This window comes from Actinoplanes sp. NPDC051851, from assembly GCF_040681165.1.
GTDB lineage: Bacteria > Actinomycetota > Actinomycetes > Mycobacteriales > Micromonosporaceae > Actinoplanes.
This window is the reverse complement of record NZ_JBFAYF010000054.1, coordinates 36,813-50,064: the sequence shown is the minus strand read 5'-3', so window position 1 is coordinate 50,064 and position 13,252 is coordinate 36,813. Positions and strand designations below refer to the sequence as shown.

Genomic DNA, 13,252 nt, shown 5'->3' with positions numbered 1-13,252 from the left:
AAGTGAGAAACCCATGAACGCCGTGCACGACACGATGGCTCGTCAGGGACTGGTCCGCCCGCGCGACGGCCGGATGCTGGGCGGTGTCTGCGCGGGGCTGGGCCGCCGTTTCGGGCTCGACCCGTGGATCGCCCGTCTGCTCTTCGTCGTGATCCTGTTCCTGATCCCGGGCAGCCAGATCCTCGTCTACCCGATCCTCTGGATCCTGATGCCGTCCGAGCAGACCGGCCCCACATGGTGACCCACCGATGACCGTCGTCGCCACGCTCGTCGTCGAGGGCCCGCCGCGGGCCCTCGCCACGGTCACCCGCACCTACGCCGTCACCGTCGACGGCGTGACCAAGGGGCGGGTGCGCGCCGGGCGCACGCTGGAGCTGGCCCTGCCGCCCGGGTCGCACACCGTGCAGGCCCGGGACGGCGGGCACACCGGGCCGCCGCTCCCGGTGCACCTCGGCCCGGGGCGGCGTACCCGGCTGCGGATCGAGCGGGACGGCGCGGGCAAACCGCACCTGACCCCGCTCGACGCGGATTAGCGGCGGATCAGAGAAGGACCAGCTTCTTCAGCTCGCCGGTGAGGGCCAGGTCGTCGAGGTAGCTCTGCTTGACGATCGTCCCGGCCGAGTCCAGCAGCACGTACGTGCTCTGCTGGGTGATCCCGAACTTGTTCCAGATCTTGCCGGGTGTGTCATCCAGGTGGGTCACCGTCCCGACCTGCATGTCCGAGACGAACTCCTTCATCGCGCCGACCGTGCCCAGCCCGGCGATGCCGAGGAAGGTGAGCCGGTCGGCGTACTCCTCGTGGAAGTCGCCGACCGACTGGGCCTCGACCGCGCAGGTGGCGCACCACGGCGCCCAGAACCACAGGATCGACGGCTTCCCGGCCAGCTGGGCGGCGTCGTACGCGACGCCGTCCAGCGTGGTGCCGGTGAAGTCGAGCGTCTCCGGTGTGCCCGCCTTCGACGCGGCCGTGGACGGGGCCCCGGCCGTGGGCTCGGCGCAGGCCGCCAGGAGCAGCGGCAGCGCCAGCAACGCTCGACGAGTGGTCATCTCAGTGGCCGCCCGCCGCCGGGTCGATCAGGCGCAGGGCCAGGGCCGGGCAGACGTTGACCGCCTTGCGCGCCCCGTCCTCCAGCCACGGCGGCAGCGGGGTCTGCGGGAACGCCGGGAACCCGTTGTGGTCCAGCCGGATGATCTCCGGTGCCACCGCCGAGCAGAGCCCGTGCCCGTCGCAGCGCGACCAGTCCAGGGCCAGCTTCCGCGCCCCGGTCTCCGCCGTGTACGGCAGCGGCAGGATGCCCTTGACCGACTTGCCGCAGCCCTCGCCGTTGGCGTGCGCCTCCACGTCCTTGGCGAAGACCTCGAGGGCGGAGAGCGCGAACCGCGAGGTGCCGTCCGGGTGGCTGCACGCGCCCCGGCCCTTGACCAGACCGGCCGCCTGCCGCACGTTCTCCAGCGCGTTGCCGCCGAGCGACACCAGGGTGACCGCCCGGGCCAGGTCGGGCAGGCCGAGCCGGCACGGGCCGCACTGACCGGCCGACTCGCCGGCGAGGTACTGCACCACCTGGGCGGCCTCGCCGATCGGGCAGGTCTTCGAGCCGATCGGGATCAGCATGCCGGCGCCGAGCGTGCCGCCGACCTTGGCGAACCCCTTACGGGAGATCATCACGGTCTCGGCCTGCTTCGCGGTGATCCACTTGCCGTGGTAGCCACCGACCAGCAGACCCGGGCCGATGTCCGCGCCGCACATGTTGAGCACGTCCATCAGCGGGGTGCCGCTGGGCGCCTCGACCACCGCGGGCGAGCTCGACGCGCCGCCGACGGTCAGCATGACCGTGCCCGGCTCCTCCGGCAGACCCACCGAGTTGTACTCCCACGGCCCGAGCCGGGCCGCGATCGCCAGCTGGGAGTACGTCTCGGCGTTGGAGAGCAGGGTGGGCAACCCCATCACGCCGTTGTCGCTGGACCGGACCTTGCGGCCGGGCGGGATGTGCGCCTCGCCGTTGATGCCGCGGACCAGCGCGCCACCCTCACCGGAGATGAACCGGTGGGGCACCGTGACGATCCGGGTCGGGCAGGGCATCTTCCGCTCGGCCAGCGCGGCCATCAGCGAGTTCTGGCCGACACCGTCGTCGGCGACGCCGATGACGATCTCCTCCGCGTCCAGGGCGGCGGCGGCCAGCGCCGCGCCGTCCAGGATCAGGTGCGGGCCGCGGGTCAGGACCGCCTTGTCCTTCCAGGACGGCGGCTCACCCTCGGTGCCGTTGACCACGATGATCGGCGGCAGGTCCTGCCGCTTGCAGGAGTCGATGACCGCGCGGACCTTGCGGGCGAACGGGAAACCCGCGCCGCCACGTCCGCGCAGCTCGATCCGGTCGGCGAGACCGATCAGCTCACCCGAGGAGAGCGCGGCGAACCCGCCGTGGACCTCCTGGTGCGCCTGGAGGTCCAGCCGGCCGTACTCGTCGTAGCCCGCGGTGATCCGCGGGGTCCCGATCGCGGTGACCGGGGGAACCTGCTGGGTGCTCAACGCTCACCGCGCAGCTGCGAGAAGTACGCCTCGTCGTCATCACGTCCCCGGCGGCCGCCGCGCTCCGGCTCCTCGCCACCGCGACGGGACCGACGGGACTCCATGCCGACCAGGGTGGGCGTGTCGTCGTCCGCGAAGTCGACGAACTCGGACCGGCTCTGGCGGCGGGCCCGCGGGGGCTCCTCGTCCTCGTACCGGGCGGCGCGCTGACGCGGGGCGGGCTCCTCGTACCGCGGCTCCTCGTACCGCTCGTCCTCGGCACGGCGGCGGCCACGGGGGCGCTCGTCGTACTCGGGCTCCGGGGCGCGGCGCGAGCGGGGGGCGGGCTCGTCGTCGGCGTACCGGCGCATCCGGGTCTGGGTGTCCTCGAAGTCGTCCCGGCGCATCCGCGTGCCGGTCTCCTCCAGCGAACGCCGCGACCGGGCGCCGGTGTTCTCCTCGTCGTCCTCGAACCGGCGGCTGCGCGGGCGCGGGCCGTCCTCCTCGACGTCGTCGCGACGGCGGCGGGACCGCGGGGCGGGCTCGTCGTCGTAGTACTCCTCGCGGGGACGGCGGGTCACCGCGCGGGTCGGCTCGTCGTACTCGTCCTCGACGGGGCGGCGCTGCCGGGGCGCGGGCTCCAGGTCACGGCCGCCGCGGGGCGGGTAGTCCTCCGCGACCGGGGCCGGGCTGGCCGCGGGGACCTCGGCCACCGGGGCCGGGGCGGGCGGCGCGGGCGGGGCCGGCGGGGTGGCCGGGACCCAGCTCTGCACGTTCGGCGCGGCGGCCGGGGCCATCAGGTCGACGCCGGTGTTGCCACCGCGAGCGCCACCGCCGCCACCGGCGAACCGGTTGCGGGCGCCGGAGGCCGTGGGCGCGACCTCGCTGGGCGGCGCCTTGACCGCGCCGACACCGGCGGCGGAGGAGAAGTCCTTGCGCCGGTTCAGGCTGACCGAGAGGCGTACGGCGAGAGCGACCAGGACGGCCAGGACGCAGACGATGTAGCTGACGATGACCCAGGTCTTCGCCGCGCGACCGGCGCCGAGGCCGTGCAGCAGGGCGATCGGCCACATCAGGTACGACACCGAGTGGATGGTGCGCCACATCCACGGCTTGCCACGGCCGATGAACCGGGCCCGGATCAGGCCGCTCCAGGTCACCATCACCAGGATGTAACCGGAGATCTGGCCGAAGCCGATCCAGAGCGTGTTCGTCGGCGTGATGAACGGGATGAAGATGTCGATGATGCGGATGTGCGACTCGACGGTCTTGGTCCAGAGGTGGATCGCGAGCGCGGAGATCGCCATCACGCCGGTGGTCCGGTGCGTGGACTGGAGGAAGACCCGCTGCCTGATGGAGAGGACCAGGCGGTCGGTGGAGATCACGCCGACCATGATCGTGATGGAGAGCGAGACCAGGGTGAGAACACCCATGTAGAACTCGGAGTAGATGAAGAAGTAGTAGTACCCGACGCGGCCGGGTGCGGTCATCATCGCGACCGCCCATAGTGCCGCCAGGATGCTCGCGGCGAGCAGTATCACCGCGCTCATCGGGACGGACCGGCTTCCCGTAGCGCCGACGTCGACCGCCACCCTACTGGCGGCCGCTTTCTGGTTGTTCTTCGACCGGGCCATTGACTCCTCGTTTTCCGCAACGGTCACGTCCCGTGGGCGGTGGGACGCCGGCGTCCGTGGGGAACGCCCCGTGCTCAAGTTCCGCTGGACCCGCCCGCGGCTGGCTTTCCCCTGCGATGCCCCGGCCGTGTCCTTCCCGGATTACGTGCCGGACGTGCGTTCGGATGAACCCGTTCAGAATTTTTGGTCGGCTCTTTTCCGTGATCGCCCGGACACTCTTCGCACATGGCCGCTGAGCTGCGGCGATGACGCCTCCCGCCAGGCCTTAAGGAGAAGATAAGGAGTGACACGGGTTACGGCGTGAACCATTCGGCCACGGACGGCGAACTATCTGTTGCAAGGCGAATCGAGGGGTACTCCAGGGAGGGGATCGCCGTGCGGTACTACACCGCTCTGCTCTGCGCCGCGCTCGCGGGCGGCGCCATGAGCACGGTCGGTGCGGCGCCGGCCGTGGCCGACGTCAGGGGCATCAGCGTCGAGCTCGACGCACCGAACAACGCGGAGGCCGGCGGCAACGCCCGGACCGTCACCGCGGTCACGTCATCGGAGCTGCGCCAGTGCCGCAAGGTGCGCTTCGCGCTCATCGTGCGGGGCGGCACCGTGCCGGTCGACGGCATCCAGGTCGTACGGTTCGAGGACGACGGCCAGTTCGCGACGCAGAAGACGGTCGAGGACAACACCGCCACGTTCGTCGACGAGGCGGTCGACCCGGGCACGCTCTGCCGGAACCGTACGGTGACCGGCCGCTGGCGGATCGGCTTCACCGGCGAGGCGGGCGGTACGGTCCAGTTCGAGGTGCAGGCCTTCGACGCGCAGAACACGCTGCTCAGCGCGGCCGGCGCGGCGACCGAGGTGGCCGGCACCGCGGAGACCACCGAGCCGTCACCGGAGCCGACCGAGACGACCGAACCGGCCGAGGAGGAGACCACCGAACCCGCGGAGGAGGAGACCAGCGACGACGCGGTCACCCCGGTCGAGGACGAGACCGGCGACACCGGAGCGCTGGAACCGGCGTCCAGCGAGACCACCAGTCTGCTCGGCCCCGGTCTGGTCGTCGGCGGCGTCTGCGTCTGCCTCGGCATCCTGCTGCTGCTCCGGCTCCGCTCACGGACGAAGGAGGCGCGCCGGCAGGCTCAATCCGTTCCGACCGGCTTCTACCCTATGCGCTGATTTGTCGACTTAAGATCACTTCCTCCGGGTGAATCCCCTACGGAACGGGACTGCCCGGGCTTCACGGCGGTTACCGTGAGCCCAGCGTCACCGTCCATAGGGGAGGACTCCGTGACCCCGCGTACCAAGATCGCGTCTGCTTTCGGCGGCCTGGCCGCCGTCGCCCTCGGCGTGCCCGCCGGCGTCTCGTTCGCCGGCACCGGCGAGCGGGCACCGACGGAGACCCGACCGGCGACCACCCAGGACGACAGCTTCCTCGGTGGCGGGCTCACCGTGCCCGCCACCCTGGAGCCACCGCCCGGCAACGCCGTGCACGCCGTCCTCAAGGCCCGCGGCGTGCAGATCTACACCTGCACGTCCGGCGCCTGGCAGCTGACCGAGCCCGCCGCGTCGCTCAACGGCATCACGCTGAGCCCGGTGCGGAAGGTGACCGCACTGCACTTCCGCGGCCCGAGCTGGGAATCCGACCAGGACGGCTCACTGGTCGAGGGCGCCCGGCCGGTCTCCGCCCCGTCCACCACCCCGAACAGCATCCCGCAGCTGCTGATCACGGCGGCCCGCACCCGCGGCGACGGCCTCTTCGGCGGCGTCACCTACATCCAGCGCCTCGCCACGTCCGGCGGCGTCGCCCCGGCCACCACCTGCACGACCGGCGACACCCTGGCGGTGCCGTACCGCGCGGTCTACCGCTTCTTCCGCAAGAAGTCCTGACCCGCCACCACCCCGGCCACCCTTCTCAGGGACGGTGCCCGCACACGGTCACGCGTCGCGGGGCGGCACCGGAACACGATCGCTCACTCCAGGGCGGCACCGGGACACGATCGTTCACTCAAGGGCGGCTGCGGGACAGGACTGACCCCGCTGGTCAATTCTGGACCGCACGGGTGGGACGCCGGATCCCGCGGCGAGTACCCGTCCGAAACACTCGCCGACCGCGGATCGCCGATTCCGTCGGCCAGGTTTCGGCCGGCCAGGTTTCGGTCGCGGGCCCGCCGGGCGGCGGTGCCCGCAGGCGGTGGGCCGGCCGTCCAGGGCGCCTCGGCCGGTCCGGCTGGCGATCCGGGGCGCCTCAGACCGGCCTGGCTGGCGATCCGGGGTGCCTCAGGCCCTCCGAGAGACCCCTGAGCACCAGCCACCAAGATCATCCCAGCAGTTGATCGTGAAAAGTCGATCAAACCCGACGAACCGGGGCCCTGTGGACAAACCCCGACTGTGGATAACCCCCGACCCGGACCATGACCGAGAACGCCCACCCCGCGCCCCCCGCCGGTGACGATCCCGCCGGAATCGACCAGCAGGGACAGGGCTTCCGGCCGGCCGATCGATGTCCGGTCGGGGCGCCGCCGTCACACGACGAGGACGATCGCGGTGGCGTTGTCGGCACCGCCCGCGGTCAGCGTCGCGGCGAGCAGGGCACTGACCGCGGTCACGGGATTCCGGGGCGCCAGGGCGGCGGCGATCTCGTCGTAGGAGAGCTGGTCGGAGACGCCATCGGTGCAGAGCAGCAGCGTGTCGCCGGTGCGCAGCGTGACGTCGAGGACGTCCGGTTCCGGTTCGTCCGGGTGGCCGACGTAGCGGGTCAGCCGGTAGCGGGCCGCCCGTGCCTCGGCCGAGTCCGCCGCCCACCAGCCGTGCACCGCTGCGAGCCAGGCCCACGTGTGGTCGACGGTGAGCAGTTCCAGCAGGCCGCCGCGCAGCCGGTAGACGCGCGAATCGCCCAATTGCGCGATCCGGGCGGTCGCCCCGCCGTCCGATCCGGGCACCCCGGCCAGGGCGGTGAGGGTGCATCCGGTGAGTTCACGCAGATCACGGGCTTTTTCCCGTACGCGCACATGAGCCTCCGCCGTCGCGGCCCGCATCGCCGCGGGGGTGCGGCCCTCCGCGCCGGCCGCGTGCACGACGGTCTCCACCGCCAGGCGGCCGGCGGCCGCGCTCCCCTCCCCCGAACCCATCCCGTCGGCGACCACCGCGAGCGGCGACGACGGATCGAGGTGGAACCGGTCGTAGTTCGCGTCGTAGTGATCGCCGGTCACGCTGCCGCCGGCCGCCCGGACCGGCACGTCCCCGATCCGCCACGACGCTTCGTTCATCTCCACCCGCCCATTAAAACGGCCAGGCCCGATGAGGGGCCTGGCCGTTTCCGCAGGATCTACTCCAGCCGGGTCTACTTCAGCCGGGCCTCGATGGCCTCGATGATCTTCGGGCGCAGGTCGGCCGCCCGGATCACCGCGTCGACCGAGCCGACCTCGACCGCGCGCTGGATGTTGTGGATGCGGTCGAACTCGGCCGCCACCTCACCCTGCTTCTCGGTGCGCACCGACGCCCGCAGCTCGTCCAGCTCCGCCGTCAGCGCACCGCGCTCCGCGCCCGCCGAGACCGAGACCCGGGCCTCCAGCTCACGGACCCGCGGGTCGGCGGCGGTCCGGGCGTTGACCTCGCCGATGAAGACGACCGCCGCCGCCGGGGCGCCACCGAGCACCGAGGCGAACGAGCCCTCCAGGGCCAGAACGGTCATGTTCGGGTTCAGCGCCTTGGAGAAGACCACGAACGCGCCGCCGTGGTAGCGGGAGATCACCACGAAGACGATCGGGCCCCGGAAGTTGACGATCGCCCGGCCGATCTCCGCGCCGTACTCCAGCTGGAGTTTGCGCATCGACTCCGGGGAGCCGTCGAAACCGGACAGGTTGGCGAGCACGACGAGCGGCCGGTTGCCGCTGGCCGCGTTGATCGCCCGGGCCGCCTTCTTCGACGAGCGGGGGAAGAGCGTGCCCGCGCTGTAGGTGTCCGGGCCGTCGGTGGGCGGGAAGCCCCGCCGGGTCACCGACTGCGACTCGATGCCGAGCAGCGCGACCGGGATGCCGCCGAGGTGCACGTCCTGCACCACCGCGGTGTCCGCGTCGGCCATCCCGGCCCAGCGCTCCAGCACCGGGTGGTCCTGGTCGGCGACGGCCCGCATGACCGTACGGATGTCGAAGGGCTTCTTGCGGTCCGGGTTCTTCGCGGCCGAGAAGATCTCCCCGACGGTGGCGAAGTCGGTGCCGGCCACCGTGTGCGGGAAGGGCGAGATGTCCCGGTTCACCGGGTCGGTGGTGGCCGTCCGGCGGGGACCGGACTCGCCGGGCACCACGTACGTGTGGTCGTAGTGCGACATCAGCACGTCGCGGGCCGCCTCGAGCGACGGCGCCCAGTACTGTGCCTGACCGTTCGGGCCCATCACCCGGTCGTAGCCGCCGATGCCGAAGTTGTCCTCGGCCGAGACGCTGCCGGAGAAGTCGAGCGACTGCTTGCCGGTGAGCACCATCGCCGAGTCCGGGGTCATCACCAGGATGCCCTTGGTGTGCATCAGCATGGTGGCCTCGGCGTTCCAGTACGGCTGGGCGCCCACGTTGATCCCGGCGACCACGATGTTGATCTCGCCGCCGTCCTGGGTGAACTCGACGATCCGCTTGAGCGCGGCCGCCACCCAGTCCATGTTCTCGGTGCCGGACTCCATCGAGATCCGGGCGCCGGCGGAGAGGGCGTACCACTCCAGCGGCACCGACATCTTCTCGGCCAGGTCGAGCGCCGCGATCACCCGGCGGCATTCGGCCTCGGAGAGCGCGCCGAGCGACTTGGTCGGGTCGCCGAGCAGCACCACCCGGGCGATGCCCTCCGGGTGCCGGCTGGTCACGGTGGTGACCACGCCCGCGACCAGGGCCGCCTTGTTCCGGCCCTTGGGGCGGTCGACCGGGACCAGCACGTGCTTCTTGTCCAGGTCGTACTCGGTGAAGGCGCCGAGCATGCCGGTCAGCTCGTACGGGTAGACGGTGTTCCGGCTGGCCGCCCGCATCACCTTGAGGCGGTAGTCGTCGAGCGGCTGGACCACCTCGTTGCCGTGCTCGCCGATGGTGAAGGTGGCCCGGCCGGTGACGCCGAAGGTGACCCGGATCGCGATCTTCCGGAGCTCGCCGGTGGAGCGGACGCGCTCCCGGCCGATGAAGAGGATCTCCTCCAGCCCGGCGCCGACCGTGGTCGGCGCGACCCGCGTGAAGATCATCTCCAGCTCGGCGTCGGTGAGCCCGATCGGCGGCCACACGTAGACGACGATCCGGTTGGTGTTGAACCGCTTGTTCGACGGCCGGCCCGCCTGGGCGCGCCGGATCGAGTCGAGACAGGTCGCGATGGTGTCCTCGGCGGACGGCACGGCGACCAGGCGGCCGTCGTGCTCGCGCAGCGCGGTGAGGTTACGGACCTGGGCGAACGCGACCAGCCGGTCGTCCGAAGGGTTGCCCTTCGCCACGCACTGGAAGAGGTAGACCTCCTCGTCCGAGGAGGGCAGCCGGGTGAGGTCGAACTCCCGGAGGCTCTCCAGCTGCATGCGCTCCGCGATGTACGGGTGCAGGCCGCGGATCAGCCGGTCCTCCGCCCAGCCGTCCCCGGCGGGCCGGTAGGTGAAGTGCTGGTGCATGACCGAGCCGTGCCGGCCGGCGACGGTGACGGTGAGCCGGCGTACCTGCTCGGGCAGCGGCGTCCCGGCGATCACCTCGGCCAGCGCGACCGTCATCGCGTCCGGGTCCTCCGGCTGGTTCTCCCAGGCCAGGTAGAGGTCCGCGACGATCTTCCCGTTGCCGCCGGCCAGCTCGGCGAGACCGTTCAGCGCGCCGCCGAACGCGTCGAAGCCGACCGCCGCCGAGACCACCGCCGAGTCGGCCCGGTCCACGACCACCAGCTGGACGCCGCCGGCCTCGGTCGCGCGGACGCCGGTGATGCCCTTGTTGCCGTAGTAGCGCCGGGTCAGCACCTCCAGCAGCACGGTGTTGTCCAGGTTCGCCCGGACCAGCCGCTGGCCGAGCAGGCGCATCAGCGGCTCGGTGCTGCGGACCATCTCCGCGATCCGGTCGGCGCGGTCCGCCGCGGCCGGGTTCTCGTCGAGGAAGCGCAGGTGCTTGCGGATACCGGCGTAGACCAGGGCCCGGTTGCGGCGCAGCAGCGGCTGGCCGAACCAGGCGAAGACCACCCCGCGGGCCAGGTCGGCGATGACCGGGAAGCGCACCTGGGTCGCGGCGACCAGGCGCTCCAGGGCCAGGCCGGCCGGCTCACGCAGCGTCTCGTCCGGCGGCGGCTCCTGCAGCCAGGCGCGGAGCAGACTCGCGATCACGCCCGCGTCGGTGGCGGCCCGCTGCTGGGCGAGGAAGATCCGGAAGACCGCCGCCTCGAGCTCGGGGGTCCGCTCCAGCTCCTTCACACCGTACGATCCCAGCGCCTTGGCGAGCTTGGACTGGAACTTCTCCGGCAGTCCGGCACGCTCCACGTCGAGGCTCTGGAGATAGGCGTGGAAGTACTCGCGCGCGCTGTGCACGTGGCTCAGCCCGGTGCCGTCGTCGCCGGCCGGCCGGTTGCGGCTCAGCTCGGCGAGGGTGGCGAAGACGTCGACCAGGTCGACCTCGCCGGAGAGTGGGCGGAACCCGGCCTCGGTGGACGCTCGGCGCGCGGCCAGGTACCCGGCGAGCACCCGGCGCTCGTCGTGCGGGTCGGCGTCGAACCCGAGCAGCAGGCTGCGCAGCGCGTCCTGGCCATGCTCGGCCAGCGCCCGCGGCGGCACGTCCCCGGTCGCCTCGGGCAGGTCGATCTCGACCGCGTCGCCCGAGGCGGTGTCCTCGTCCTCGCCGTCACCGATCGGCTCCAGGCGCAGCAGCGGGGCACCGCTGTCCACCTTGGCGCCGACCGTGACGGCCAGCTCCTTGAGCCGGGCCTTGAACGGCGCGCGCAGCACCGTCTCCATCTTCATCGCCTCAAGGACCACCACCGGGGCCCCCGCCTCGACCTCGGCGCCGGGCTGCAGCGGGGTCGCCACCACCAGGGCGGGCATCGGGGAGCGCAGCACGCCGCCCTCGTCCCGGCTGATCCGGTGGGTCACGCCGTCCACCTCGACCAGGTGGATCGGGCCGTGCGTACCGGTCAGCAGGCGGTACCGGCTGCCGTTCACGGTGATCTGGCCGGTGTGCTCGTCGTAGCGCTCCAGCTCGACGTCGGCGGTGCGCACCTCGGCGCCCGTCTCGATGCCGACCCGGAAGCGGTGGGCGCCGACCCGGGCGGTGCGGACGCGGTAGCCGACGCCGCGCAGCTTCAGGTCGAGCGGGGTGCCGCTCTGGTGCTGCACCTGCGGGCGGCCGCCGAACGCGGTGGAGAGCAGGCGCTGCTGCTCAGCGCGCTCGTCCTCCTCGTACGCCTCGATCGCGGCGGCGGCGAGGGCGACCGCGGAGTGCCGGTGCGAGACCAGCCGGCCCTCGTTGCGGACCCGGTCGATCCAGCCGGTGTCGGCGCTGGCGTCGATCACCTCGGGCTGGTCCAGCAGGTCGAGCACGAAGCTCTTGTTGGTCGCGCCGCCCTCGATGATCACGACGGTCTCGCGCATCGCCCGGCGCAGGCGGCCGAGGGCCTCGTCACGATCCTTTCCGTACGCGATGATCTTCGCGATCATCGAGTCGAAGTCCGCGGGGATGGTGTCGCCCTCGCTGACGCCGGTGTCCACCCGGATGCCCGGGCCGGCCGGCAGGTCCAGGCGCGCGATCCGGCCCGGCGAGGGGGCGAAGTCGCGGTCCGGGTCCTCGGCGTTGAGCCGGGCCTCGACGGCGTGCCCGCGCTCCACCGGCTGCACCCCGTCCAGCGTGCCGCCGGAGGCGACGTGCAGCTGGGCCTTGACCAGGTCGAACCCGGTGGTCGACTCGGTGATCGGGTGCTCCACCTGGAGCCGGGTGTTGACCTCCAGGAAGGCGAGCAGGTCGTCACCGGGGTGGTAGAGGAACTCGACGGTGGCCGCGCCCCGGTAGCCGACCCGGACCGCCAGCCGCTCGGCCGACGACTTCAGCTCGGCGGCCCGCTCCGGGCTGAGCACCGGCGAGGCCGACTCCTCGATCACCTTCTGGTTGCGGCGCTGCACCGAGCAGTCCCGGACGCCGAGCGCCCACGCGCTGGTGCCGTCCGCGATGACCTGGACCTCGACGTGCCGGGCGCCGGTGACCAGCCGCTCCAGGAAGACGATGCCGCTGCCGAACGCGCGGGCCGCCTCCTGGCTGGTCCGCTCGTACGCGTCGGTCAGGTCCTCCGGGCTGGCGACGACCCGGATGCCGCGCCCGCCGCCACCGGCGGTCGCCTTCAGCATCAGCGGGTAGCCGATCCGCGCGGCGGCCTCGATCGCGGCGTCCAGCGTCTCCACCGGCCCGCGGCTCCACGGCGCGACCGGGACGCCGACCTCCTCGGCGATCAGCTTGGCACCGATCTTGTCGCCGAGCTTGCGCATGGCGTCCGCGCTCGGGCCGACGAAGGTGACGCCGATCCGCTCGCACAGCTCCGCGAAGGCCGGATCCTCGGCGACGAAGCCCCAGCCGACCCACGCGGCGTCGGCGCCGGTCTCCACCAGCGCGCGCTCGAGGGCCTTCAGGTCGAGATAGGGCCGCGCGGCGGCGGGACCGATCTCGTACGCGATGTCGGCCTCTCGCACGAACGTCGCCGTGCGGTCGACGTCGGTGTACAGGGCTACTGTCTGTAACGGCGTCGCGGTCTCCGCCGCGAGCTCACGGACCGCGTGGATGAGCCGCATGGCGGCCTCACCACGGTTGACGATGGCGATACGGCTGAACACGGACCGAGCCCGTCCTTTCCAAGACGCTTTACGGTTACCGGCGAGTAATACAGGCGGTGACCGGTAGCTGACTCTAATGGATCGCAAGACGGGCGAGCCGGAGCCCTTCCGTCACGAAACAGGAAACAGCCACCTGTCCAGCTAGTACACTATTGCGGCAATACGGGCGAGTCGTCCGGGCGGTGGGCGACTACCGCATCATCGCACCGGCACGTTGCATCCATGCTTCTCAATGTAACGCCAAGATCGCCGTGACGGATCCCCCGGACACGGAGAACCCCCGCCCCGGGCATGATCGGGGCGGGGGTTCGTCTTACCGGT

General features: G+C 72.0%; 9 protein-coding genes. 4 read left to right on the top strand and 5 right to left on the bottom strand.

Features of this window, described 5'->3' with window-relative positions:
* Positions 1 to 13 precede the first annotated feature (13 nt).
* Both AB0M08_RS36625 and AB0M08_RS36620 read left to right on the top strand, forming a co-directional pair.
* Positions 14 to 241: a PspC domain-containing protein gene (locus AB0M08_RS36625; RefSeq protein ID WP_364503873.1), complete on the top strand. Its 228-nt coding sequence runs from the start codon at positions 14 to 16 to the stop codon at positions 239 to 241.
* A gap of 7 nt (positions 242 to 248) precedes the next feature.
* On the top strand, positions 249 to 533 hold the full coding sequence (locus AB0M08_RS36620) for a hypothetical protein (protein WP_364503870.1): 285 nt from the start codon (positions 249 to 251) through the stop codon (positions 531 to 533).
* A gap of 7 nt (positions 534 to 540) precedes the next feature.
* Here AB0M08_RS36620 and AB0M08_RS36615 read toward each other — a convergent pair whose 3' ends face one another.
* From AB0M08_RS36615 to AB0M08_RS36605, 3 genes are read right to left on the bottom strand one after another with little or no spacing between them, the layout of a single operon-like run.
* Positions 541 to 1,047: a redoxin domain-containing protein gene (locus tag AB0M08_RS36615; protein WP_364503867.1), complete on the bottom strand. Its 507-nt coding sequence runs from the start codon at positions 1,045 to 1,047 to the stop codon at positions 541 to 543.
* A gap of 1 nt (position 1,048) precedes the next feature.
* Entirely contained in the window at positions 1,049 to 2,527 is a 1,479-nt protein-coding gene (locus AB0M08_RS36610; RefSeq protein WP_364503864.1) for an NADH-ubiquinone oxidoreductase-F iron-sulfur binding region domain-containing protein, read from the bottom strand.
* The gene (locus tag AB0M08_RS36605; RefSeq protein WP_364503861.1) at positions 2,524 to 4,140 is read right to left on the bottom strand and encodes a translation initiation factor III; all 1,617 of its coding nucleotides are present in this window, start codon (positions 4,138 to 4,140) and stop codon (positions 2,524 to 2,526) included. The genes AB0M08_RS36610 and AB0M08_RS36605 overlap by 4 nt, the downstream gene beginning before the upstream one ends.
* A gap of 375 nt (positions 4,141 to 4,515) precedes the next feature.
* Between AB0M08_RS36605 and AB0M08_RS36600 the strand changes: the two genes are divergently transcribed.
* Both AB0M08_RS36600 and AB0M08_RS36595 read left to right on the top strand, forming a co-directional pair.
* On the top strand, positions 4,516 to 5,310 hold the full coding sequence (locus AB0M08_RS36600) for a hypothetical protein (protein ID WP_364503858.1): 795 nt from the start codon (positions 4,516 to 4,518) through the stop codon (positions 5,308 to 5,310).
* A 111-nt stretch (positions 5,311 to 5,421) separates the two neighbouring features.
* A complete protein-coding gene (locus AB0M08_RS36595; RefSeq protein ID WP_364503855.1) occupies positions 5,422 to 6,021 on the top strand; it encodes a DUF3455 domain-containing protein in 600 nt (199 codons plus the stop codon).
* A 635-nt stretch (positions 6,022 to 6,656) separates the two neighbouring features.
* Here AB0M08_RS36595 and AB0M08_RS36590 read toward each other — a convergent pair.
* Positions 6,657 to 7,400, bottom strand: a complete 744-nt coding sequence (locus AB0M08_RS36590) for a protein phosphatase 2C domain-containing protein (RefSeq protein ID WP_364503918.1) — start codon at positions 7,398 to 7,400, stop codon at positions 6,657 to 6,659.
* 74 nt (positions 7,401 to 7,474) lie between these two features.
* Entirely contained in the window at positions 7,475 to 12,931 is a 5,457-nt protein-coding gene (locus tag AB0M08_RS36585) for a carboxyl transferase domain-containing protein (RefSeq protein ID WP_364503853.1), read from the bottom strand.
* Between the last annotated feature and the right edge of the window lie 321 nt (positions 12,932 to 13,252).

Excerpts from the sequence above, each read along its gene's own strand:
- AB0M08_RS36590 (WP_364503918.1), bottom strand. The coding sequence starts at position 7,400 with ATGAACGAAGCGTCGTGGCGGATCGGGGACGTGCCGGTCCGGGCGGCC.
- AB0M08_RS36615 (WP_364503867.1), bottom strand. The coding sequence starts at position 1,047 with ATGACCACTCGTCGAGCGTTGCTGGCGCTGCCGCTGCTCCTGGCGGCC.
- AB0M08_RS36620 (WP_364503870.1), top strand. The coding sequence starts at position 249 with ATGACCGTCGTCGCCACGCTCGTCGTCGAGGGCCCGCCGCGGGCCCTC.
- AB0M08_RS36605 (WP_364503861.1), bottom strand. The coding sequence starts at position 4,140 with ATGGCCCGGTCGAAGAACAACCAGAAAGCGGCCGCCAGTAGGGTGGCG.
- AB0M08_RS36625 (WP_364503873.1), top strand. The coding sequence starts at position 14 with ATGAACGCCGTGCACGACACGATGGCTCGTCAGGGACTGGTCCGCCCG.